Annotated in this window: 21 protein-coding genes, 1 tRNA gene and 1 pseudogene; 15 read left to right on the top strand and 8 right to left on the bottom strand. The window is 53.3% G+C overall.

Going from position 1 to position 22,503, the window contains the following annotated elements:
• Positions 1-134: 134 nt before the first annotated feature.
• From DSL70_RS20415 to DSL70_RS20395, 5 genes are all read right to left on the bottom strand, one after another.
• The gene (locus tag DSL70_RS20415; RefSeq protein ID WP_119309835.1) at positions 135-479 is read right to left on the bottom strand and encodes an antitoxin Xre/MbcA/ParS toxin-binding domain-containing protein; all 345 of its coding nucleotides are present in this window, start codon (positions 477-479) and stop codon (positions 135-137) included.
• On the bottom strand, positions 476-739 hold the full coding sequence (locus DSL70_RS20410) for a HipA N-terminal domain-containing protein (RefSeq protein ID WP_119309834.1): 264 nt from the start codon (positions 737-739) through the stop codon (positions 476-478). Before DSL70_RS20410 ends, DSL70_RS20415 begins: the two co-directional genes overlap by 4 nt.
• Positions 739-1,056, bottom strand: a complete 318-nt coding sequence (locus DSL70_RS22920) for a helix-turn-helix domain-containing protein (RefSeq protein WP_119309833.1) — start codon at positions 1,054-1,056, stop codon at positions 739-741. Before DSL70_RS22920 ends, DSL70_RS20410 begins: the two co-directional genes overlap by 1 nt.
• Positions 1,057-1,527: 471 nt before the next feature.
• Positions 1,528-1,812 carry a HigA family addiction module antitoxin gene (locus DSL70_RS20400; RefSeq protein ID WP_119309832.1) on the bottom strand — a complete coding sequence of 95 codons (285 nt, stop codon included), beginning with the start codon at positions 1,810-1,812 and terminating at the stop codon, positions 1,528-1,530.
• Between the two features lie 140 nt (positions 1,813-1,952).
• The gene (locus DSL70_RS20395; RefSeq protein WP_162916956.1) at positions 1,953-2,435 is read right to left on the bottom strand and encodes a hypothetical protein; all 483 of its coding nucleotides are present in this window, start codon (positions 2,433-2,435) and stop codon (positions 1,953-1,955) included.
• Positions 2,436-2,870: 435 nt separating this feature from the next.
• Between DSL70_RS20395 and DSL70_RS22370 the strand changes: the two genes are divergently transcribed.
• From DSL70_RS22370 to DSL70_RS20355, 9 genes are all read left to right on the top strand, one after another.
• Positions 2,871-2,946: transfer RNA gene (locus DSL70_RS22370), tRNA-Arg, on the top strand.
• A 384-nt stretch (positions 2,947-3,330) separates the two neighbouring features.
• Positions 3,331-3,675 carry an antitoxin Xre-like helix-turn-helix domain-containing protein gene (locus tag DSL70_RS20390; protein ID WP_119309830.1) on the top strand — a complete coding sequence of 115 codons (345 nt, stop codon included), beginning with the start codon at positions 3,331-3,333 and terminating at the stop codon, positions 3,673-3,675.
• 487 nt (positions 3,676-4,162) lie between these two features.
• The gene (locus DSL70_RS20385) at positions 4,163-5,008 is read left to right on the top strand and encodes an RNA polymerase sigma factor (protein WP_119309829.1); all 846 of its coding nucleotides are present in this window, start codon (positions 4,163-4,165) and stop codon (positions 5,006-5,008) included.
• Positions 5,005-5,583 carry a hypothetical protein gene (locus DSL70_RS20380; protein ID WP_119309828.1) on the top strand — a complete coding sequence of 193 codons (579 nt, stop codon included), beginning with the start codon at positions 5,005-5,007 and terminating at the stop codon, positions 5,581-5,583. The genes DSL70_RS20385 and DSL70_RS20380 overlap by 4 nt, the downstream gene beginning before the upstream one ends.
• Before the next feature lies 1 nt (position 5,584).
• Positions 5,585-8,977: a UvrD-helicase domain-containing protein gene (locus DSL70_RS20375; RefSeq protein ID WP_119309827.1), complete on the top strand. Its 3,393-nt coding sequence runs from the start codon at positions 5,585-5,587 to the stop codon at positions 8,975-8,977.
• A gap of 81 nt (positions 8,978-9,058) precedes the next feature.
• Positions 9,059-9,805, top strand: coding sequence for a multiubiquitin domain-containing protein (locus DSL70_RS20370; RefSeq protein ID WP_119309826.1), 747 nt, complete (start codon positions 9,059-9,061; stop codon positions 9,803-9,805).
• Positions 9,780-10,952: a ThiF family adenylyltransferase gene (locus DSL70_RS20365; RefSeq protein ID WP_119309825.1), complete on the top strand. Its 1,173-nt coding sequence runs from the start codon at positions 9,780-9,782 to the stop codon at positions 10,950-10,952. Before DSL70_RS20370 ends, DSL70_RS20365 begins: the two co-directional genes overlap by 26 nt.
• Positions 10,949-11,392 carry a ubiquitination-like system serine protease family protein gene (locus DSL70_RS22660; protein ID WP_119309824.1) on the top strand — a complete coding sequence of 148 codons (444 nt, stop codon included), beginning with the start codon at positions 10,949-10,951 and terminating at the stop codon, positions 11,390-11,392. The genes DSL70_RS20365 and DSL70_RS22660 overlap by 4 nt, the downstream gene beginning before the upstream one ends.
• A gap of 123 nt (positions 11,393-11,515) precedes the next feature.
• Positions 11,516-14,503 carry a GTP pyrophosphokinase gene (locus DSL70_RS20355; RefSeq protein ID WP_162916955.1) on the top strand — a complete coding sequence of 996 codons (2,988 nt, stop codon included), beginning with the start codon at positions 11,516-11,518 and terminating at the stop codon, positions 14,501-14,503.
• A 68-nt stretch (positions 14,504-14,571) separates the two neighbouring features.
• Here the strand turns inward: DSL70_RS20355 and DSL70_RS20350 are convergent, their stop codons facing one another.
• Positions 14,572-14,919: a hypothetical protein gene (locus DSL70_RS20350; RefSeq protein WP_119309822.1), complete on the bottom strand. Its 348-nt coding sequence runs from the start codon at positions 14,917-14,919 to the stop codon at positions 14,572-14,574.
• 38 nt (positions 14,920-14,957) lie between these two features.
• On the opposite strand from DSL70_RS20350, the gene DSL70_RS20345 reads away from it, so the two are divergent.
• From DSL70_RS20345 to DSL70_RS20320, 6 genes are all read left to right on the top strand, one after another.
• Complete coding sequence (locus DSL70_RS20345; RefSeq protein WP_205563428.1) at positions 14,958-15,419, top strand: plasmid mobilization protein; 462 nt, start codon at positions 14,958-14,960, stop codon at positions 15,417-15,419.
• Positions 15,409-17,556, top strand: a complete 2,148-nt coding sequence (locus tag DSL70_RS20340) for a relaxase family protein (protein WP_162916954.1) — start codon at positions 15,409-15,411, stop codon at positions 17,554-17,556. The genes DSL70_RS20345 and DSL70_RS20340 overlap by 11 nt, the downstream gene beginning before the upstream one ends.
• Positions 17,557-17,697: 141 nt before the next feature.
• Entirely contained in the window at positions 17,698-18,264 is a 567-nt protein-coding gene (locus tag DSL70_RS20335; protein ID WP_119309820.1) for a hypothetical protein, read from the top strand.
• Between the two features lie 84 nt (positions 18,265-18,348).
• On the top strand, positions 18,349-18,753 hold the full coding sequence (locus DSL70_RS20330) for a hypothetical protein (protein WP_119309819.1): 405 nt from the start codon (positions 18,349-18,351) through the stop codon (positions 18,751-18,753).
• Between the two features lie 134 nt (positions 18,754-18,887).
• Positions 18,888-19,337, top strand: coding sequence for a hypothetical protein (locus DSL70_RS20325; RefSeq protein ID WP_119309818.1), 450 nt, complete (start codon positions 18,888-18,890; stop codon positions 19,335-19,337).
• An 845-nt stretch (positions 19,338-20,182) separates the two neighbouring features.
• Complete coding sequence (locus tag DSL70_RS20320) at positions 20,183-21,253, top strand: tyrosine-type recombinase/integrase (protein WP_119309817.1); 1,071 nt, start codon at positions 20,183-20,185, stop codon at positions 21,251-21,253.
• Between the two features lie 242 nt (positions 21,254-21,495).
• On the opposite strand, the gene DSL70_RS20315 is transcribed toward DSL70_RS20320, so the two are convergent.
• Complete coding sequence (locus tag DSL70_RS20315) at positions 21,496-21,987, bottom strand: recombinase zinc ribbon domain-containing protein (protein WP_280955366.1); 492 nt, start codon at positions 21,985-21,987, stop codon at positions 21,496-21,498.
• Between the two features lie 60 nt (positions 21,988-22,047).
• Positions 22,048-22,194 (bottom strand): annotated as a pseudogene (locus DSL70_RS22795) (recombinase family protein); the annotation flags it as partial.
• Positions 22,195-22,503 lie beyond the last annotated feature (309 nt).

The following is a 22,503-nucleotide window of genomic DNA, read 5'->3' as shown; positions in this document are numbered from 1 at the left end:
TCGCTCGAACGGCAACAATGGGGAAGTTGGCTCAGGAAAATCATTCTTGGCGAATGGCAGGATTGGGCAGCTTCTTCCATTGGCCTCAATGAGAACTGATCAGGAATATGCCAATCCGAGCATTGCAGATGCGCTTATGAATAGACGCCTGATTGAACCGACCGCAAATAGGCAAGAACTCTGTCAGATTTACGCTCCGACACCAAATCAAACGCAGTTTTTCCGGCCCAACCAGGAATCGGTTGATGCTTAAACCAAAGAGCAGCACGCTGATCAGATCCAGTCATCTCGCTTGCTAAATTGAGGATGCTCATTAATGGGCGAATTGCTTCATTCAGCTTGCGTAAACCTGATGGCCTATAAAACGAATGTCGATCAATACCGGTCAACTTAGCCAATTCTTTTTGCGTGATACCAAGGTTCGTTGCAAATGCCCGTGCAGATGCAATGTGACTGTTGGGATCGAATTGTGTGGTCATGTTGGGAGAACCTTTTTGCTAAGTCGGCCTTTTAGCTCGATCGGACTGGGGAGGGACGACATGTTGTGGTCCTTCTTCCCGAAGAAAGGGGCAGCCTGCAAAGGCATGAATGATGAGAGGGGAAAAGCCCGTGCGTTCTTGAGCCATGCTTCGGCATAGCGGAACGTGGAGATCTCACGACGCCCATCATAATCACAAACAAGCGTTCCAACGGGAACACCTGACGCCCCCATGCGGACATCGATTTCCTTCCTGTCCATCACCAGCCCTCCGGATCACTTCTTTCAGTATCATCAGGAAGAGATCCTCGCGGCCTGGCTTCTTTCTCAGGCCGGGACCTGACGATCCTTTTTGGCACCGCTCCATGGGCCGCCATGAGACCGATATCGTCCGAGACGCAATCAGCGAGATCAATCAAACGGTCCAGCATTCCCAAGGCGTGTAGCGCCATGGCCAGCGTGTTCAACGATACACCAGGATCGCCTTTTTCAAGCCTGCGCAATGTCCCGCGGTCCACCCCCATACGGTCGGCCATGTCCAGCGTGGAAAGCCTGCGGGCTCGCCGGGCAAGGGCGATATCCTTACCAAGCTTTGATAGCCCGTGCTAGATGATGGGATGCACAGCGCTTCCCTTTGTCATCTTGCCGCTCATGGTGTTATATGCCTCTTAATGGCTCTTTACGATGCATCTAAGCACCATAATCGTTATCGCTCAGAAAACCACTGCCCAAACTCTCTCTAACCATGAATGATGCACACATACACCAAAAGAAGATTATCTGGCGTATTTGTGCCGCATTTCCTTTATGCATACCTTAGCATTTATCGGTGATACATGCCGTGGTGAATTCCTAGAATTTGCATACCAAGCATGGGGAAGCCTTGTTTCAGCCGAACAAGCCTTGGATGAAGGACTAGATTGAGCGCATGACCGCACCATCAAGGACGCGACGGTAAAAAGCTTCCACTACGACAGCCATTATCAGTTGAGGTCCCACACCCGACTTTCTCTATGGCATTTCCTGAACCAGAGGCAACGACGCGAAGATCATTTGACTGTATCGCGCCGGTGTTCCAACAGATCATAATCAGATTGCAGTCCGAGAAAAAAGCCTTCGGACAGACCAAAGTGCCGAGCAAGTCGTCGATCCATATCTTCAGAAATCGCACGTTTCCCAATAACGATTTCTTCAATATGACTGCAAGGAGCTTGAACGGCCCGTGCAAGAGCATCCGGGCTCAGGTTCATTGGCTTCAGAAACTCTTCCAGCAGAACTTCACCAGGATGAGGATTTTGCAAATGATCCATCGGGATATTCGATAATTTTTGCATTACTCTGTCCTTCCTCGCGCCAAGGCACATTCAGTCGGCCGCTTCTATCCGTCGTAAGAAAACAAGTCACCCCCAAGGCGTTGAACCTGAATGGGGCGATAAGTCCGGGTTTCCATACCATATTCAATCATCTGCTCCCACTATTGGGAAGCAGCAACATGCTCAAACAGATAGAAGGTCATATAGTCAGTTGAAACGGAAAAATGCTCTCCCTTTCGCAATTCTCCGTCGCGATCACTCAGATCGAGCTGAAAATAATATTCGACGACCAACATGCTCTGGGTGTCTGTGACAGTCCGCATGTAGTTGATGTTTGGAAAGCCGTCATCATCATCATCGTCATCATCATCGTCATCGTCCCAGTCCGAAAAGAAGCATTCCCTGTTCAGCCTCGCACCGGTGATTGCCTCCATCGCGACTAGGATCTGACGAAACTCGTGTTGGTTTTCGTCTGACAGTTCAGAAGCAAATTTGTAGAAGCCCGTAACCTCTCCGCCTTGCTCTCTGGTTGCAGCGATGACGCAGGCGACTTCATCCGGCTGTAGCTCGCGACATTGCACGGTACTGCCGACAAAGTTCTGGACGCAGACGTCTGAACCCATGCTGATAAAAAGGTCTTTCATGGTAATTTCTCCAATGTTTGGTGGGGAAGACACGACGAGATCATCAGTCCGACCGATGCCCATTGATCGCTAAGACCCGGACCGAGATTCTTCATCAAGGATGGAAGTGTGTTTGATTGTCATATGAAAATCTGGCAACGAAAGGCGCGAACAGAAACAACAACACGAGCCTTGCCAATCCCGATTGCGATCACTTGTGGGTTGGCTCTTCAATTATGTTGCGTGCGTTTGAAGGAAACTGATGCTATATCTGCGCAGGAGATCCCATGTGAGTGTCATCATGAAGACAGCCCAATCGTTTTGCGGGAGCCGAGGCAATGGCTATTCAGACATTCGCCCCAACAAACACGCAAGCATCCTGCGCCCATGATTGGCCCATGAAATAGCCTCAAAACGACATGTTTCGGGCACAGACCTCACGACAAAAACCCAATGATTTCAATGGTGACAGAGGGAAGCCTTAGCCCTCCGAAGGCAGAGGCCAGGGGTTCGAATCCCTTCGGGTGCGCCAACATCATATTGAAATAATTGGCGTTTTCAGAAACCCGTTATTTCTGTTGGATCGAGACGATCGCCAGATTCCGCTCAAATGTTCTGTGATTCCGTACAAATCGCGTACAGTAAACTGAATTGCCCCCGGCAAAACCGGTCCAACCCCACCACTCGCAAGACGGCATGTGTGGCGCAATATCCTTCCGTATTTCCGTCGCTCGAATGAAGCGCGCTGCTTTCATCGACCTGACGGCAGGAATTTGGATAGTCTCCTTTCATAAGGTGATGGCTTCCGGCAAACCTTGGGCGATTCAAGAGGCTTGAAACGTTCGAAAGATGGTCACAGACTGGGATAGTCTCGCATGCACGTCAAATGCTTGCTTCGCAAAGAGGTTCTTCAAACATGGTCACACCATTTGATGGTGGTAAACAGATTACATCTGCACCAGCATTCGCGACGAGACTTGGCATCACTCAGGCCGAGTTGGCTAAGTTGACCGGCATTGATCGACGTTCATTCTATAGGCAATCCGGCTTACGAAAACTTGATGAAGCAGTTCGCCCATTAATGAGCATCCTCAACTTAGCAAGCGAGATGACAGGATCTGATCAGCGAGCGGCTCTTTGGTTTAAACATCAACCAATTCCTGGTTGGGCCGGAAAAACTGCGTTTGATTTAGTGTTGGAGCGCAAATCTGACAGAGTTCTTGCCTATTTGAAGTCGGTCCAATCAGGTGTCTATTCATAAGTGGATCTGCAATGTACAGATTGGCATATTCCTGAGCAGATCTCATTGAGGCCCATGGAAGAAGCGGCCCTTACCGGACGCTCGACAGAGGTTACATCCCAGAGTTCTGTTTCCCTATTCCTGCCGTTCAATTAGAGCGCAGCATTTCCGGCGATTGAGTTAATGTCAATTCTGGTGTTTGAGGCATTTCAAGCGGCGGCCTTTTGTTGGTTTGACGGCTTGATGCCGTTGATGAAGTCGCGAAACTCCACCTGAGCATACACCTCAATGGCCACCCGTAATTACTCCCTCGAAGCGGCGCAAATTACACCACGTCCGCGTACACTACCAGATTCAATTTTTCAGGGTGCAGAGCACGTGAATATGTCATTAGGTGTTGTCAATATTATTCTGGTTGTTACTATTTATGAAAGCTCTTTATGGGAGAATAATGATTAGAAGTGCATCGTTTGTTAATTGGTAAGAAACAGAGAGGGGCAGTCTTCAATTGAAGAAATCGAATCCCGCCAATTCCGCTGTAAATAGTAGTAAAGTGGCTGCAATCATCGAGCCACTGCGCAAACGAACATTGACTGGAAAATTATACGAACGCGATGAAAAGATTGAAACACTAATCGCCGAATTAGCGGCTTTATCGCGGGAAGAGTTAGTTGCCAGAGCTGCAATCAAGAAGAATTCTGATCCAAGGTATGTTCCCAGTGAATGTCTTGTCTATTTCATTCGGACGAGCCGCCGCGACAATAACGAGTCATGGTTTGAGCAGCTCTATCGAATTCTCATTGCGCGGGTGCTGCGCAGCTTGCCGAAGTCGGAAAACCCAGACGGGAAGACCGAGTCGCTGACACGGGGCGTTGTACGCGACAAGGTCTTCAGCCGGTTTGTCGAGCTTCTCTCTACAGATCGTGGCACCTATGTCGAAAAGTTGGATTATTTCGAGGTGCGTTTCGATGGCGCGCTCGCCAGCCTGCGGCGCGATGCGCAGAAGCAGGCGTGGCGCGATGAGAACCGCTCTCGGCCGCTCGAATACGACTTGGAGAGCGGTGAGCTGTCCGCCGAGGTAGAAGCTGCAGTTGGGAGCTACGATCCCTTCGCGGGTTCAGATTTTGATGATGAGGTTTACCGGTTGCGGTTCGAAGCAGCGATTGAAGCTCTACCACCAGAACAAAGTAGGATCATTCATATGTTGAGAGAGGGCTTCCCCATAGACTCAAAAGAGCCGGATGTCATGACTATCGCCAAGGCGTTAGGCCGCTCCGAGAAGACAGTCCGAGTATATCGTGATAAGGCCTTTGCCGCCCTTCGGATTGCTATGGCCGATGGAGAGAAGCAGTGAGCCCCGCCGAAGAACGACCGTCCCGTGAGGACGTGCTTGATGCCTTTGCTGTAGAAAGCGAGCCGAACCGCTCGACCCTGGAGCACTACCTGCGGCTCTATCCGGAATATGGCGAGGAGCTCGCGGATCTCGCGCTGGAGCTAAGCCGTGGAGCCTTTGATGAGACTGCAGCTCTTTCTGAAGGAGACAAGGCGCTTGTTGATGCCGCTTGGGCGCAACATGCGGCGGCCATGCCACGCGAGACCTTGGATCCGTTTGCGACACTCACCGTTAACGACTGGCGGGCAGTGGCCCGAGACCTTGATGTGCCTCGACAGGTGGTGACAGCGCTGCGCGAGCGGCGAGTGTCTTTCACAAGTATTCCAAGTCGATTTCTGCAGCGCTTTGCAGAGGCCGTGCGCAGTTCCGGAACGCAGTTGGAAGAGTTGTGGGATGTGGCTCAGCCGACCGGCGCGCGCAGCTACAAGGCGGATGGAAAGCCAGCGATCGGTGAGCAAGTAACCTTCGAGCAGGTGCTGATCGATGCCGGTGTCCCGCCGGCGAAACGCGCGCGATTGCTGGCGGAGACTGACTGACATGGACGGTGTCGAGCTCGCCAGGCAAATAGCCGCTGAGCTTCACGCTCGCCTGGTCTCATCGGGTGCCGATCCGTGGTCGCCATATGATTTTGCCGTTGCTGAGGCTGGGCGGCGGGGGATTGATGTCGAGCCTACAGCCGCGGGCGCGGCCGTCCTCAATGGTGGCCGCGCGACGTTCATCGCCGAGGACGATCTGATCCTTCATGAAAATGTCGGCTCTCCATTCGAGCAAGCTTTTTTGGTTGCGCATGAAATTGGTCACGTCGAGCTTGGTGACGATCCCGATGATGCCCCGGCGACAACGATCGATCCGTCTCGGGCGGCCGAGCCCTCGCCGGTCGGAATGGATCGCGTCGTAGACTATGGTCGTCGCCAGCGGCGTGAGGTTCAGATGGACCTGTTTGCGCGCGAGTTCCTGCTGCCCCGTCGCGTGGCGCGGGCGCTCCACGTTGACGAGAGGCTCTCTGCCTCCGATCTCGCTGCCAAGCTCGGTGCGCCGTTTGAGGTGGTCGCACAACAGTTGCTTGATGCTTTGCTGCTGCCGTCGACACCTTCTGCAACAGCCACGTCGCCGGTTGAACGGCCGCTGAACCCGCTGCAAGCAGCGGCCGCGAGGCATCGAGGAGAGGCTTATCTACTGGAAGCGGGTCCCGGTACGGGGAAAACCCAGACGTTGATCGCGCGAGTCGAAGGTCTGTTAGAAGAGGGCGTTGATCCGCGACGTATCCTTCTTCTGACCTTTTCGAACAAAGCGGCAGGTGAAATGTCGGAGCGCATTGCACGCCGGCGCCCAGAAGCTGCCGCCGCGATGTGGATCGGCACGTTCCATGCGTTTGGTCTCGATATTATTCGTCGGTTCCATGTTGAGCTGGGCCTACCGAAAGATCCACGGATGATGGATCGAACGGAGGCGGTCGAACTCCTCGAAGAGGAATTTCCGCGTCTTCGGCTGACGCATTATCGCAACCTCTACGATCCAACGCAGGTCATCGCCGATATTCTGGCGGCGGTGTCACGTGCGAAAGACGAGGTGGTTAGTGCAGAGATCTATGCCGAGTTGGCAGATGGTATGCTCGCGAAACCTGACGAACGGGAAGCGGCCGAAAAGGCGTGTGAAGTGGCCCGTGTCTATGCGGCGTATGAACAGCTCAAGCGCAGCGCGCATTGCGTCGACTTCGGCGATCTGGTGTCGCTACCGGTTCAGCTGCTCGAACGAGATGCTGCTATATGCGCTGCCCTGCAGGCGCAATACGACCATGTCCTGGTGGACGAGTACCAAGACGTGAACCGAAGCAGCGTGCGTTTGTTGAGTGCGCTGCGGCCAGACGGACGGAATCTCTGGATGGTCGGCGATGCCAAGCAGTCGATCTATCGGTTTCGCGGTGCGTCGTCCTTTAACATGACCCGCTTTGGGGCAGAAGATTTTCCCGGCGGTAAGCGGGGGCGCCTGAAACGCAACTATCGTTCTGTGCCGGAAATCGTCGCGAGCTTTTCGAACTTTGCGATCACAATGCGTGCCGGTGACGCGGACAGCGGCCTGGAGGCAGAACGGGCGGCAAATGGGCATATGCCCGAGTTGCGCACTGTTCAGCGGGCCGAACAACAGCAGGTTGCTTTGGCTGATGCAATCAAAGAGCTCCGAAGGGAAGGCCATGCATATCGTGAACAGGCGGTCCTATGCACCGGTAACGAGAAGCTGTCGAGGATCGGGCAAGACCTGGAACGCCTTGGGGTGCCGGTGCTGTTCTTGGGAAGTCTGTTTGAGCGGGATGAGGTCAAGGATCTTCTTGCGGTCTTGTCTATCCTTGTCGACCGGCGCGCCATGGGGCTGGTGCGTATTGTCTGCTGGCCAGAGTTTACCTCGTCTTTCAGTGATGTAGCCGCGGTTTTCGAGTATCTGCGGACAAGCGATACGGGACCGGCCGACTGGCTCCAGAAAACGGGAGCAATCCCCGGAGTGAGTGACCTGGGTCGTCAGGCACTCAGCCGGCTTTCAACAGCCATGGAGGGCTTTGATCAGACCGCATCGCCGTGGCACGTGCTTGCGACACTGTTGCTCGATCGTACGCGCATTGCTGCGCATCTCGGAACGTCGATAGAGCTGTCCGATCGCACGCGGGGCATTGCGATCTGGCAATTTTTGAATTTCGTTCGAGTGCAGCCGGTCGGGCAAGGTGTGGCGATCAGCCGCTTGCTCGATCGCGTGCGCCGACTTGTGCGTCTTGGCGACGACCGCGATCTGCGTCAGCTGCCGGCAGCAGCTCAACATCTCGACGCAGTGCGCTTGATGACCATTCATGGAGCCAAGGGATTGGAATTCGGAGGGGTTCATATCCCTGGCCTTAACAGTGACACTATCCCGCGCACGCCGGCCCCGCCGCCGTGTCCCGCGCCTGACGGTATGATCGCTGGTGCCGAAGGTAGCGCGATTGAGACATTCCGGTCTGGTCAGGTGGAGGAGCAGGAATGTCTTTTTTATGTGGCGCAGTCGCGGGCGCGGGATCGTTTGATCTTCTACGCACCGACAGCGAAGAACAACGGGTACAATAGGCCGCTCTCCCCGTTCCTGGATCGTCTGGGGGGAACTCTGACTCGCCGCTCTGTCGTGCCCGCACGTGTGCTTCCTGTCGCAGCGGAAGAGCAGGACATCGATCTCATCGTTGATGGGCGTCTAAGCTTCGGTGTTTCCCAGATCGCACTGTATGAATCCTGCCCCCGACGGTTCTTTTATACACATGTCCTGCAGGTTGGGGGCCGACGGACTGCGACGGCTTTCATGCATTTGCATGAAGCGATTCGTGCCGTGGTAGGTCTCGTCATCTCGTCGGACACGCCTCTCACTGAGGAGGCCTTGCGGGGGCACACGGCTGCAGCGCTCGCAGCCGAAGGACTTGCGGAACATGGTTATAACGCAGAGTTTCGCGATCTAGCGTTGGAAATGCTGCGTTTTCTGTTGCGCAACCGGGCCGACGCGGTTGGAGAGCCGCCAACGGGATTGAGCATCGATTTCGGCGAGGAGGAAATCACCTTTCGCCCTGATGAGATTCTGGTGCGACCAGACGGTGTTCGCTCCGTGCGTCGGATTCGCACAGGCCATATGCGCTCGGTAGAGAAGAAAGATGTCGGCGCGGCGGCGTTGATCCTGGCGGTTAGGCAGGCCTTTCCCGGGGCTGTGGCGCAGCTTGTCCACCTTTCCGATGGCGACACCCACGACCTTTCATTGTCAGATCGCGAGTTGGCTGGGCGCAAGGAAAAGCTGACCAAATTCCTCGCCGAAATCCGCGGAGGGCGGTTTCCGGCAAAGGTTTCGTTTCGAACCTGCCCGAATTGTCCTGCCTTTTTCATCTGCGGGCCGGTCCCCGTCGGTCCCCTGAAAAAAAAGTTTGGCTGACCTTACCGGTTGGCGGATTTCGCTTCGATTGGACCTTTAGAGCCGCGGCATCGCTTCGGCCAAACCTAAGGATCCAATCTTATGAACACCGAAGAACTTCTTGAATACGATGACGTCGGCGATGCCCTGCGCGAAGGCCGGGTGTTGCGTCCAGCGCGGGGGTATCGCTTTCTCCTCGCGCAGGGCGATATCAACTTTCAGTCCCGCGTGGTGAGCGATCCGGTTCCGCTTGGTCGCCAGTTGCTTGAGGCGGGGGCCTTGGACCCGCGGGACGGCTACAGCCTGTTCGCTATCCTGCCCTCGGGCGATTTCGAGGATGTGAGGTTGAGTGAGCCCTTCGATCTGTGTGCGCGAGGGGCAGAGCGGTTTGTCGCTTTCCTGACGGACCGCGATTTCAAGCTGACGCTGAACGACGACGAACTGCGCTGGGGCAAGCCGATCGTCAGCGGCGCAGTCCTTTACGGCCTCGCCAAGCCAGACGAAGGAGAGGGCGTTTTCCTCGTGGTCCCCAGCGGTGAAGATCGTCTGATCGAGCGTGATGAGCTGATCGACCTGTCCGAGCCTGGCATCGAGCGGTTTATCACAGCACGGATGACGTTCGAGATCATCGTCAACTCGCGGGCGCGTACGGTGAATGCCCGGACGGTGACGTTCGAACAGATCGTGCAGCTTGCCTTCTCAGGTCAGCATGCTCCGAACGTGGTTTTTTCGATGACCTATCGGCATGCAGCGTCGGCACCACACGCTGGTGAACTCGGGGCTGGTGGCTCTGTCGATGTCAAGAAAAAGGGGACGGTGTTCAATGTCACACGAACTGTTCAGTCGTAATGCGGATTTGAAGCGGCTGCGGGACGAAGGATACTTCGTCCTGCGGCAGGGCGGATATCTCGTCATGCGTGAGGTGCCTTATGTCGATGCACGCCAGGAGGTGCGCATCGGTACCCTGATCTCCAGCCTCACGTTAGCTGGAGACCAAACGCTCAGGCCAGACACCCATGTCGTCTACTGGGATGGAGACTTTCCGTGCCACGCTGATGGCTCGCGCATCCAAGGGATCTCGCACCAAGCGCACGCCATTGACCTAGGCCATGGTCTGAATGCGACGCATAGCTTCTCTAGCAAGCCGGATGGAGGCTACACCGATTACTATCACAAGATGACGAGCTACGCGAACATCATCGTCGGGCCGGCTTCGGTACTGAAACCAGGTATGACGGCTCGCACTTTTCGAGAGCCGGAAGAGGAAGAAGAAAGTGTGTTCAACTATATCGAGACGGCTTCTGATCGGGTAGGTATCGGCGCTCTAAGCGCGCGGCTAGCCAACGAGCGGGTCGCTATAATAGGTCTCGGTGGGACCGGCGGCTATATTCTTGACTTTGTCGCCAAAACGTCTGTGCGCGAAATCCGGCTCTTTGATGCTGACGATTTTCTGACTCACAACGCGTTTCGGGCACCGGGCGCTCCAAGTCTGGAGGAATTGCGGGATAGGCCCAAAAAAGTCGAGTATTTCCAGAGAATTTACAGCAAAATGCATCGTAAAGTGGTGGCCTGCAACGTCGCGATATCTTCCGATAACGTTCATCTTCTTGATGGGATCACTTTCGCTTTTCTTTCACTCGATGCGGGTAAGGCAAAGCAACTGATTTTAGAGAAACTCGAGGCCATAGGGGCGGCGTTTGTGGACGTCGGCATGGGGCTTGAGCTGGAGGAAGGATCCCTTGGAGGTATTTTGCGTGTCACAGCCAGCACGCCGGAAAAGAGAGACCACGTGACTAAGAGGATTCCCTTCGAAGGTGGAGGGGTTGAAGACCTTTATGCTTCGAACATCCAAGTTGCTGATCTGAACGCACTGAACGCAGTCCTTGCTGTGGTGAAGTGGAAAAAGATTAGAAACTTCTATCGTGATCTCGAGCACGAGCATCACTCGACCTACACCACAGACGGCAACATGCTGATCAATGGAGACATCGAATGATACGGCATAAGAGGCTCAAACATCGTTTCGTGGAACATATCCCAGAGTGCCTTGAACCGGGCGTTCTTTATGTATCGATGGAATACGCTACCTCAGCCCATAGCTGTTGTTGTGGCTGCGGTGAGGAGGTTGTCACGCCATTTACACCCACTGACTGGAAGATGACTTATGATGGTGAGACGATCTCACTTCATCCTTCGATCGGCAATTGGATGCTAAAGTGCCGATCTCACTACGTAATAAGGCAGGGAATGGTAATCGAAGCTGGTCCGTGGAGCCAAGAACAAGTGGAGGCAGAGTGTCGCCGTGATCGCGCAGCGAAAAGAAGATTCTACAGATCTTCAGTACAAGAGCAGAAAAAAGTTGAGCTATCTCCTGACAAAACAAGTAAGACTGGATTTTGGGTAAATATTCGAAACTGGCTCAATAGATGTTGGTGACTCTTGAGAGGATTTGTTTGCATAGTGGATGTACGTAAAAAAGTTCAAGGCTAGGCGATCATCGTACGCAAGATGGAGAAGTAACGGAAGGGTATTGTGACAGAAAATAGGGAAGGCGACGCGATGAACTTCAACGATTATGAGCGCTCTGAGTTCAACAGGTATCAGGCCTTCGCCGATACCGTCAGGAAAGTTCTAGAAAGCTCGATCAGTGAGGAGGCCGATGTTCCTCGGCCGCAATCGATCCAGGCGCGAGCTAAGACGCCCGACAGTCTCCGCAAGCGTCTTCAGGAGACCGGAAATCTCGATGCTCCTGATATTGCTTCCTTGCGCCGAGACCTCGCTGGCGTACGGCTGATTTTCTACACAAACGGCGATGTGAACCGCTTCATCAATTCCAGCATCGTGTTCGACAATTTCGACGTTGATCGGAACGCCACCAAGATACATCATCCCGTGGAGGAAAATGGCGAGGTCCGGTACCAAGCGATCCACTACACTGTTTCATTGAATGCAGCTCGCCTTGCGCTGCCGGAGTACCGAGCGTTCACTGGATTGCGCTGCGAAGTTCAGATTCAGACAATCCTGATCCACGCCTGGGCGGAGACGTCACACGACATCGTCTACAAGTCCGATGCTCGCGAGGGCTTCGGTAACGAAGCCCTTGAACAGATCAGGAAACGGTTCAACCGCATCATGGACAAGTACTTGGTCCCGGCAGGATACGAGTTTCAGCGTGTACAACAGGACTACGAGCGCCTTGCTGCCGGCAAGCAGTTGTTCGATCAGAACGTTCTAGAAGCCTTGAAGAAGGCTGAAGACAACAACCAACGCCACGAACTCATTAGGTCGCTCGCAGACGATCTTCTCCCACTGTATGATGAGGTTCCTTCGATCCTCCCGGAGGTTCTGGAAACGATCGTCGAGGCTAGTGAAATAGCTCGCGTCACCGCGACGAAGCCGATTGACGGGACGTTCGGGTCACTCGCTGGGTATGGAGCCGAACAGATCATCGATGCGGTGATCGACGTTATCGCAGCCCACAAATACGCGGCGGTGGAACAGTCGTTCCTAGCTTTGAAGCGAGTCTTTTCTAGTGAAACCGACGAGAGGCGCCGAAAACGCATCATAGAAATCATCGGCCAACTGGCTGGCTTTCACCTTGGTGTTTGGGAGCAGGTCGGGCCTGAAGTTCAATACCGGTTGGCAGAAGTTGTTGGCGATCCAACGCTTGTCGAGCGCGACGTTCGCCCGATCGTCGTCGAGTTCTGGAAGAGCCTCCTCGACGCCGAAGCGACATCGAGTACATGGACGGCGAACACCGTTTCGCTGAACTCCGGCGAGGTGCCGGTGAAGGAGGTTCGCGAACTCCGACAGCGCGCTATTTCGGCGCTGTTCACGATGTACGAAAGCGCCGAGAACGATGAAGACCGGCGTGAGATTTTTCATGCCCTAGAAAATGCCACGCGAACTGGTCGGAATGGCCCTAGTGCAGAATTCGTGCGCGAGAGCCTCTCTGACCATCTGCAGATCATCAAGTTCTTCAGCGAGCAAGCCGAAGACATGTCTTACGAGTTGCGTGAGACGATCGAGCACGCGGCGCTTTACTCCTACTATCGGGCGTCCGAACTCGTCGGAGCAGAAAACGACCCCTCCGGATGCAAAGCTCAGGCGACAGACCTGAGAGATGGAATCCTCGAACTGCGGGACAGATTGAACAACGACGACACATACTCCCGGTACAAGATTCTCGTAGGATTCGACGGCGTCATGCCGTGGCAGTGGGAAGACCGCGAATACGATCTTGAACGAGTCGAGACGTACAGAGACGAGCAGCTTGAGGCCATGCTCAACGAAGTGTCTGCGGAAACGCAGGACTTTTGGCTTGTGTTTCTTGAGCGATGTGCAGCCACCAAGTCGAACGACTTGGCGACTTTCCCGCAATTTGCGAAATTCCTTGAGAAATTATCTCAAAGGTCGCCAGACATTGCGGGGTTTCTCCTCGAGCATGCGACCGGCGACCTCCTCCGCTTTCTCGGCGCCTTTCTGAACGGTCTTTTCAACGCCGGAGACCAGACTGTATATGGAAGGACTCTCGACAGGTTTTTGCAAATGCCCGGTCACCTCTGGTCGATCGCCGCACACTGGAGATGCTCCAAGCCTGACGCCCCGAATACCCTGCTCCAGCTTCTGGGCCGAGCGATCGAGGAAGACGATCGGCCAACCATCGCCGAATGCATATTGTTCGCGATGCGAAACTTTCCAGAGGGAACGCCACCCCATGAAGACTTCTTCCGTCCCGCAATACAACATTTAATCGAAGCCAAGGATTCACGGTGGGTGAACATTGCCTCCCTTCCGCACTCGACGGCCTTCTTTCAGACATTGGAGACAGTCGACGCGCTGCTCATTCTCGACAGCCTTCTTGAGGTTCCAGAAGTCGTCTACAATGTCGACCGAGTTCTTTCACATGTTGCCGCAACACACCTCGACCTCGTCTGGGACTATTTCGGACGTCGCCTTGAACATCCTGGAAATTGCGTCGAAGGGGTGCGCTACGCTGCCGTGTCGCACCGGTTCCATCATCTCAACGCACCGCTGGCGTCAGAGCCGGGACTCGCTACCTCAAAAGCTCGTGGATGGTTTGATACGGATTCCAAATTATTCAGCTATCGCGGAGGTCGTGTTCTGGCCGCGGTCTTCCCAACGATGACGGAAGTATTTGCAGACGCGCTGCTGAAGGAGATCGCGAAAGGTCGACCGGAGGATGCAAAATTCGTCGTCGCTGTAATGTCGAATTACCAAGGGGAAGAGACCACGCATGGCGTTTTAAAGGCCTTGCTCAGAACGTTTCCCGATGAAGAGATAGTCGAAGCCGGCGTGGAGCAAAGCATTCGCAACACCGGCATTGTTGGCGGTGAATTCGGCTTCGTCGAGGCGCTTCGAGCGAAGAGGGCCCTGATCCAACCCTGGCTGGACGAAGATGGCGCCGTCGGGAAGTTTGCCGAGGAGCTGACGCGCTCCTTGGACCACTCGATCCTCTCCGAAAAAAGACGAGCCGACGCCCGAAAGGCACTGCGCGAAATCGAATTCGATAATAACGACGACTAGTGACCATCCTGTTGAATGTCAGTTCTCACTGACATTCAACACCGTAAATCTTCAGTTCTAGATTATTTTCAAATTCTATTTTTGTTTTCCGAAAACGGACTCACTTCCCCTGCTGAGAGACGACCTGATCGTCTGATCCAGCAGTCCGGATTCATATTGTCGGTATCCCGTCTCTCTTCAAACGTGATTTGATCAGGAGACGATACATGCATTTCTGCTCTCGAAACCATAGCAGCCAAGTCGGTCAAGATTACTCCGACAGATGGTGGCCATGTAGAATCCGCCCCCGCATTATCCGCAAGTTCGGCAAGGATTGTTTTGCCGGACAGCTTGGTCAAAAGCGATCCCAACCGGATTGCCGAAACCATCATCTGGCCGTAACGACAGCCTTCCAACACCGCGAAAATCACAAGCATCTGATCCTCCAACCACACACAAGAGCGGGGGCAGATGTATGAGTGAAAAGAAGACAGCAAGGAAACCCGTGTATTACACGGAGCCTTGCGAGGGGAGGCAGACCTCCCCTTCGAACCCCACCGACAGCGCATGTGTAAACCACCTTACCAAGGTGATTACAATACGCTGCACAGCCGCGGAAAAAGAGAAGCTTATTGCCTCGGCCAAGGCCCAGCGCAAATCGACTTCGGAGTTGTTGCGTGATGCGTTGGGGCTCATCGAAAGCCCCAGACGCACACGCCGACCACCTCCGAAAGTCGACCAGAAGCTTCTCGTTGCAATCAATGCCATTGGCACAAATTGCAACCAGATTGCCCGCGGCATAAATGCGGCCCGTCGCCATGGCGATATGCGCCAACTCGACGCGATCAACATCCTCACCACCCTTGTCTCTCTTGATCGACAACTCGCATCCATCCGCCTGTCTCACTCCAAACAGGAGGTCGGCAATGATCATTGATGTCTTTGCCAAAGGACAGGGTGGCGGCGCAGGTCCCATTGATTATCTCATAGCCCTCGATGTGCTGGCCTATGACGAAAACCGAAATGTCCTGCGCGATGAGAATGGCGATGTGATCATGAAACGCCGTCATCCGCCGCCAGACATTATGCGTGGCGATCCCAATATAACGCGCGACTTGATCAACAGCTCCCCATTCGAATGGTCATATGTATCAGGCGTTGTTGCTTTTACGCCGGAAGATAATCCGAGTGAAGAGCAACAACAGGAAGCCATGGACGCCTTTGAAAGGCTGGCATTCGCCGGCCTCGAACCCGAACAATATAATATTCTCTGGGTCAGGCACACGCACGAAGGCAAGGTCGAGCTGCATTTCTGTCTGCCTCGCCTCGAGCTGATATCGGGTAAATCTCTCAATCCGTGCCCGCCAGGGTTTGAAAAAGCATTCAACAGCCTGCGCGACGTGCTGAACAAGCGCTATGGCTGGGCTGACCCAGAAGCCCCCTCCCGCGCCAGAGAGCGCAAAAATGTCAAAGAAAGTCAAAGCCGGGCCGAAACACGGGATGAGATCCAAAACTGGATTGAGAACCAGATAGTAGCCGGAACCATCAACGATCGGTCAGAGATGATCGAAGCCCTGCAGAAAGTCGGCTTAGAGGTTCCACGTACCGGCAAAAATTACATCACTGTGAAAGACCCCGAAACCGGCGAAAGATGGCGCATGAAAGGAGTAATTTTCCATGAAGGATGGACCAGAGACGAAACCATTGCGCGAGAGATTGCTGCAAAGAACCGAGGAAACTCAGGAAGCCCAACGCCAGCAAGAAGACTGGATGGCATCGACCTCGCAGAGCTTCAAGAACGACTTGGAAGCCATATTGATCGACGCACAGAATACAATCAAAGCCGGTATCCAAGACCTTACGAGCGAAGTCGAGACGGAATTGAACCAGGAACGGTCCGAGAAGCAACAGCTTCTGACCCAAAACGAGGAGTTCCAGAACAACCTGTCGGATATTCTGACGACGATCGTCAAGGAACAAACGAAAACTACGGAAGCTTTGGAACGATTGGGAACGCAGATGAAGAGACAAAAGATGATGGCCGCAGCGGCGATCCTCTCAATGCCGGTGATCTTCTGGCTTCTGGTGCCAACCCGGCAGGACCATCTGCAGCAAGGCAAACCAATGTCCCTCCAACTGCCAGGCCGATATCTGATCATGGACATCAAAACCGGCGAGATGGCCAACTGCTTGATGCTGCCGACCGGTCGACAGCCTCAATGCTCGAAAGTGGAGTTTTGACCGATGACACAAAACCATCAAGAAATCAGTCAACCCATCTTGCTGACGCCACTCGAGCGCGAGTTGATATCATCCATCGAAGAATTGGTGACACAATTGAACGGGCCCAACGAAGAGCAGAGAAAAGCACTGCGGGATACCGTCAACTTGCTGATAAAACGGCAAGAAGCGCTCGAAGCTTCATGCAAGGCCTTTCAGTCCTGTCAAATGGCCTACAACATTGCCTTGATTGGCTGGGCTGGCGATCCGAACGACCAGAAAAGTCGGGCCCGCTTGTCTCAAGCGTTCAAGGCTCTGGAAAGTCTCGAGCAAGCCGCTTCGTCGGAATAATCATGAAAATTTACGAGCAGCGACAGCGTGAGCAGGAAGAACGAGCGAAAAGGGAGCAAGAAATCGAAAGGGCCAAAGCTCGGCCCGCAACATCACCAAGGTCAAAGGAGCAAGTCCGCTCCTTTGACCACCTCGATGCGGCCGACTTCGAACGCCGAATTGATCTGGAGACAGGTGAGTTTCTAGATGGTGACGATTATGTTGCTGACGCCAGCAACCACGACAATCGCCCACCGGTGGGACAAAAAGCAGGAAGCAGTAGCGGTCAAACAAACTCCACCGCGCATGCGCCTCGTCGCGAGCCCGCTGGTCGGATGACGGAGCAAATGGCGCGGACTGAGGAACCACGCCTGCCACGACCTCCCGCCCCGATTTCGCAACCAACGAATGATAAACGGCAGGTTCCGCCTGTCACATCATCGAGCGCTCAGGCGCAAAGCAAACCCAACGGCGGTGAAATCCTCCCCCAAAAACGCCGCCGCGACAGAGGATATGAGCGTTGATGCCGCACGAAGCGAAAGAGGGAGATATCGACCAATCTGCTTTCATGTGGCGATCCGGGTGACGCCACATGAAAGCAGATTGGTCTGAAAAACAGATGGGAGGAATGGATAGGCGGAGCATCTAAAACCAAAGGATCTTCCATGACCACCGCCAATAATTTATCCACGAAGCACGCCAGCAACTGGCAAGACACTGTCAGCTGCGGCGACATCGTTGCCTTTGAGATGCCTTCAGAACATCTCTACAATCCTCTACAACCACCGCAAAAGGCACTGCCATGGCTTATCGTTGACGAGGCAATCTATATCGGCACCCGTTATCTGACCCTCGCACGGGGGCATGCCATCGGGACAACTTTCAACCACGGAGTCCAAATCCGCGTCGAGCATTCTGCCGCCTTTGGTGCTGCAGGTCTCTCGCAGCCGACAGTCTACAATTTGCGGGGGCTTGTGATTGTCTCTGTCAACCATGAAGGCTTTGCTCCCAACAAGGATGGGACTCCAGTCCTTGGCCGGTTGATTGGCGATGAGCTCGTTCAGTTGGAACGCCTTAGAGCTCTTATCCATGCCATCAACGTTGAGCGTGCAGAAGGACGAGCCGATCTGCTCAAACAACAAGCCCTGCTTGCCAAGAGATCTGGCCGCCCAATGTCTGGGATGATCATCCCTGCCCCGATTGCCATCCCGACACCCGATCCTCAGCAGTAGTCACAGAGTGGTTTGAGATTTGTCCGACCAGCCACGGTGTCGGCCGGACAAATCACGCCCCCTATCAGTATGAAAGGAAGATATATGCCCCTTATTCCAGAAACCTATCGCCACAATATTTCGCTTCTTGTCGATAAGCACACGACCGATGCCAGCCGCATCGTCGATATCGGAGCCGATGCAATCCGCGCGGCTCGACAGGCGTCTTCCTCTTTGCCCGATATTGCACTCGGCGATATTTTCGACGACATCAGGCCAATGCATGCCCTGATCGATGCTATCATCAATCGCCGTGTTCTTGATCCGCAATTTGAAGAGATCGTCGACGATTTGCTTGAAGCACTACCTATCCTCGACGAGGCCGATCCTTTGGCTCCGGCCTACGCCAGTGTCCGCGCGGATCTGCAAGAGGCTCAGTATTTCGCGAACCGCTTTCTGGATCTATTGGCCGCCGAGGCGCAACGGGCTCAATCACGCGGCTCGCATTGAACGCAACTTCGGCATCCATTCGACCTCGCCCATTCTGCGGGCGAGGATCGAAACGGCCACAGGCTCAGTAGCCTCACAATCCCAATACCAACAACCGCCTATAGTCAGGCATGTATTTGAGGAGACAATTGGTCATGAAAGACCTTTTCATCAGCATGGGATCATTCATTTGCGTCCAGAATTTCGTCGCAGGACCGTTAAAGTGCACCCTCCTCCAACCTGACGAAGTCGCCAGCATCATCGCGACCACAAGAGCAGAGGGTGGCAAGATCATGGGCTATTTCGATTTCAATTCCGAACTATCGGAAGAAGAAGATCAGCGCCTCCATCAACTCCTCGTCGCCTTCGAAGCAGCAACGGGAACCCGGCTCAGCGAAGATGATTTCTTCTACGAATGTGACGAAGACGACGATCATTTCCCTAGAATAAACTATGTTCCAACCGTGACTGATACCTGCAGCATGCTGGTGGTCGAATATTTCATCCCATATAGGCCTGACGAGGACCTAAAAGGATCTGCATCGAGCAACCAATACGCAGTTTCGGCGGATGGCCTGTCCTTCTGCCTCTTCGAAACACCATAAAAGCCAGCCTCAAGTCAGGTGGCGACCTGACCACATCGGGTCCCTTGGCCAGCTCGAATAACTGCAATCGCCAGAGCATCGCAGCCAAAAAACATGGATTTTGAAAATTCATGTTTTCTGGCGGGACGACACCATGCCCAGAAGGCTCGACATTTCTACATCCTCTGGGCGCGGTCATGAGCTTTTATGCGGGACCCACTTTCTGAAAATGTGCCAGAAAGAAAAATTACTCAACTATTTCAGCAGCTTGCACAGGAATGGAAGATCGTGTTTTGATTTCCAGCCAAACGAACCCATCTCGTCGGATTCACGCTTTTTTACCAGAAGCCAAAATCTGCCAAAAAAATCGCCCCCTGTAGCAAGAACAGCGGACTGCCTCGAGAGCAGGATCCTGATTTTCCGAATGTCTGGCTCAACATGCGGCCTGCATGAAACTCACCCACGTCTAATCCAGCGCAACTGGAGAGAAGGACGGACTTTATTCAAACAATTCAATAGCTTGAATAAAAATCGAAGAAAATATTTTTAAATTTTTCAAACGGACTCACTTCCCCGATACCGCCGAACAGAAAATTGCTTCGGCCAACATCGAAGAAGAGCCGTTCAACAATGCCATCAAGATCAGAATCAAAGGAATTGGGTTTGTTACATCAGGATGCACCGCGCTTAATAACGCACGGAAAAACTCCAGATGAATGGGCCGCTGTATTTGCCAGCCATGGCAGAACAGTGAGCGCCAAGACAATTGCCACCAAGGCAAATCGGCTAAGCATTGGCGCCCGAATTGGCCGCGAGTTGATTCTGCTTCCTGAACAAATTGATGTCATCTTGATGGAGAATGCAACATGCCGCTCAAAGCTTACAAACGTGGCAAGACATGGTGGGCAAAAGGTCGTGTCGAATTCAATGACCGCCCCATTACCGAATACATCCGTGAAAGCACTGGCGCATCTGAAAGGGCTGGCGCAGAGGACTGGATCCGAGACCGCACGGAGCTAGAATTAAGGCGCTACCACTTCGGTGATGAGCAGTTACCAATCACCCTTGCCGAAGCTGTTTTGCTAACCGACCTTGATACCCAATCAGCGAAGAGCATGCTGCCCGTTGTCGAGCTCTATGGTGACAAGCGCATCAACGATCTGAACTCTGAGATTATTAGAGAGATATGCAGAACAGTGAGACCAAACGACTCCACGGACACATGGCGGCGCTGGATTCTGGTGCCGCTTAGACAAATAGCGAGAACAGCGGCTTCGACAGGGCGCTGTAACAAGATTGAGTTTGACAGCTTCAGCAATCTAGAACGGGTGGCTCAAGACAAAAGGCGCGGGAAAAAAAGCCGTCCAAAGAAAAGAGCTGGTTCACGCGAATGGCTGGCAGCGTTCAAAACAACCGCCTCTCCGCCTCTCTATGTCCTTGCACGTTTCATGTTTGAGACAGCATCGCGGATCGGACAAGCAACGGCCATGACCCCATACCATCTTTCTCATTTGGATGAGAATATCGTTATCATTCCTTCTGCAAAAGGGCACGAAGAGACCCCGCTCCTAATTACAGAAGAACTTGCAGATCTGTTGAAGACACTCACACCACAGGCGCCAAGAGGATGGGATCAGGTTCCAGAGAACATTCGCATCTTTGGGTACGCATCCAAGGATGGGCCTCGAAGCGCATGGTCTACCGCCTGCACAAGAGCAGATATTGACGATCTAACGCCTCACGAAGCCGGGCGTCATGGATTTGCCACTGAAACATTCACTCGCAATGGAGTGGACCTTAAAGCCTGTACTGAATATGGCCGATGGAAGGATTCGAGTCTGTTTCTCAATGTGTACGCACACAGTGAAGACAGCGAGAATAAAGTTTTGAGTGTAATGAGTACAAACCCCGTACAAGAAAAAGATAAGGAGAAATAACACATTGAAATATATTATATTTTTATCTCAAACTCGCAGCCCTCCGAAGGCAGAGGCCAGGGGTTCGAATCCCTTCGGGTGCGCCATCTCTCTTTTACATCCCAAAAATTGACCTAAGACCTTGAAGGGTAAACTAAAATTTTCCGTTCTAAATCCCTCTTTGCGGGAGGATGCCAATCGCTTGCTAAAGGTGAGTTTTAGCAGGAGTTGACGATCTTCAATTCTCTCCGCATGCCAGAGAATTAAAGGGTTTTTAAAAATTCGAACGCCGTTCTAAGTGTCTCGTCGAAGGTGCTCGAAGGTTTGCCGCTGAAAGCCATCTTTTCTTTGATCGCTTGCTTGTCCAATTCCAGTTGGCGAACCTTCTCTTCATAAGCCTTAATAACCGTTGGCACGGACGCATCGAGGATTCGCTCTAAAAGCTTTGCGAGTTGGCCCTCAAGCTTCACGAGTTGCGCGCCCATGGCCTTCGTTTGGGATTCGGCTTGTGAGTATTGATAATCCCAAAGCTCTTTAAACAAGGCTTTGCCTACATTGAAAAGCGCGGCGCTTGGCGTTGCCTTGCCAATCAATGCTTCAAACTCGCCTTCGACTTTATCGCGGGCGATTGATTTGCCGTAGCTATCACAGCCACGCTTCGGACAGAGGTAATAGGGATACTTCTTGTACGAGCCTTTTGACCAGCAGGCCGTTAAAGGCGTCCCACAGTCGCTACAGACGACATGACCACGCAGAGGGAAGTCTTCATTCAGATTGGATTGACGCGGCGCGTAGAAGCCACCCTTGAGGCGATCTTGTATCCGCTGATAGGTCTGAGAAGAAATAATTGGCTCATGCTGACCGACTCGCAATTCAACGCCCCAGCTAGGCGCTTCCACATAGCCCGCATATACAGGCTGGTTCAACAAGACCGAGACGCGCTGATGACGAACTTCACCGCGCCTGTCTTTGGGGAAGAGGGATTGTTTTGTAAGAAGCGCTGAACATCTGCCTGCGTGTTAAAATGGCCGAGGGCGTAGCCCTCAAGCGCTTCTTGAATAACAGACGCAACAGGTTCATCACGCTTGAGCATTTTACCGCGACCAGACACGCTCTTATATTTGTAGCCAACAGGCGCATGAAATGTTGAATGTCACTGAGAACTGACCCGGTATGGAGTAAAATTGTCACTGAGAATTGACCCATGCGAACACTGGTTCCCGACGATTTCAGTCGGGGAGATTTGGAGTGATCGACATGGGATTTTTGAG

This window comes from Cohaesibacter haloalkalitolerans (assembly GCF_003574655.1).
GTDB classification, from domain to species: domain Bacteria; phylum Pseudomonadota; class Alphaproteobacteria; order Rhizobiales; family Cohaesibacteraceae; genus Cohaesibacter; species Cohaesibacter haloalkalitolerans.
This window is presented reverse-complemented; position numbering and strand designations above follow the sequence as displayed.

Bases quoted from the DNA above. Each gene is read 5' to 3' on its own strand.
- DSL70_RS20415 (WP_119309835.1), bottom strand. From the start codon at position 479: ATGACCACACAATTCGATCCCAACAGTCACATTGCATCTGCACGGGCA.
- DSL70_RS20355 (WP_162916955.1), top strand. From the start codon at position 11,516: ATGAACTTCAACGATTATGAGCGCTCTGAGTTCAACAGGTATCAGGCC.
- DSL70_RS20400 (WP_119309832.1), bottom strand. From the start codon at position 1,812: ATGCAAAAATTATCGAATATCCCGATGGATCATTTGCAAAATCCTCAT.
- DSL70_RS20335 (WP_119309820.1), top strand. From the start codon at position 17,698: ATGACCACCGCCAATAATTTATCCACGAAGCACGCCAGCAACTGGCAA.
- DSL70_RS20325 (WP_119309818.1), top strand. From the start codon at position 18,888: ATGAAAGACCTTTTCATCAGCATGGGATCATTCATTTGCGTCCAGAAT.
- DSL70_RS20370 (WP_119309826.1), top strand. From the start codon at position 9,059: ATGAACACCGAAGAACTTCTTGAATACGATGACGTCGGCGATGCCCTG.
- DSL70_RS20330 (WP_119309819.1), top strand. From the start codon at position 18,349: ATGCCCCTTATTCCAGAAACCTATCGCCACAATATTTCGCTTCTTGTC.
- DSL70_RS20320 (WP_119309817.1), top strand. From the start codon at position 20,183: ATGCCGCTCAAAGCTTACAAACGTGGCAAGACATGGTGGGCAAAAGGT.
- DSL70_RS22660 (WP_119309824.1), top strand. From the start codon at position 10,949: ATGATACGGCATAAGAGGCTCAAACATCGTTTCGTGGAACATATCCCA.
- DSL70_RS20375 (WP_119309827.1), top strand. From the start codon at position 5,585: ATGGACGGTGTCGAGCTCGCCAGGCAAATAGCCGCTGAGCTTCACGCT.
- DSL70_RS20340 (WP_162916954.1), top strand. From the start codon at position 15,409: ATGATCATTGATGTCTTTGCCAAAGGACAGGGTGGCGGCGCAGGTCCC.
- DSL70_RS20350 (WP_119309822.1), bottom strand. From the start codon at position 14,919: ATGCTTGTGATTTTCGCGGTGTTGGAAGGCTGTCGTTACGGCCAGATG.
- DSL70_RS20345 (WP_205563428.1), top strand. From the start codon at position 14,958: ATGAGTGAAAAGAAGACAGCAAGGAAACCCGTGTATTACACGGAGCCT.
- DSL70_RS20365 (WP_119309825.1), top strand. From the start codon at position 9,780: ATGTCACACGAACTGTTCAGTCGTAATGCGGATTTGAAGCGGCTGCGG.
- DSL70_RS20390 (WP_119309830.1), top strand. From the start codon at position 3,331: ATGGTCACACCATTTGATGGTGGTAAACAGATTACATCTGCACCAGCA.
- DSL70_RS20395 (WP_162916956.1), bottom strand. From the start codon at position 2,435: ATGAAAGACCTTTTTATCAGCATGGGTTCAGACGTCTGCGTCCAGAAC.
- DSL70_RS20410 (WP_119309834.1), bottom strand. From the start codon at position 739: ATGGACAGGAAGGAAATCGATGTCCGCATGGGGGCGTCAGGTGTTCCC.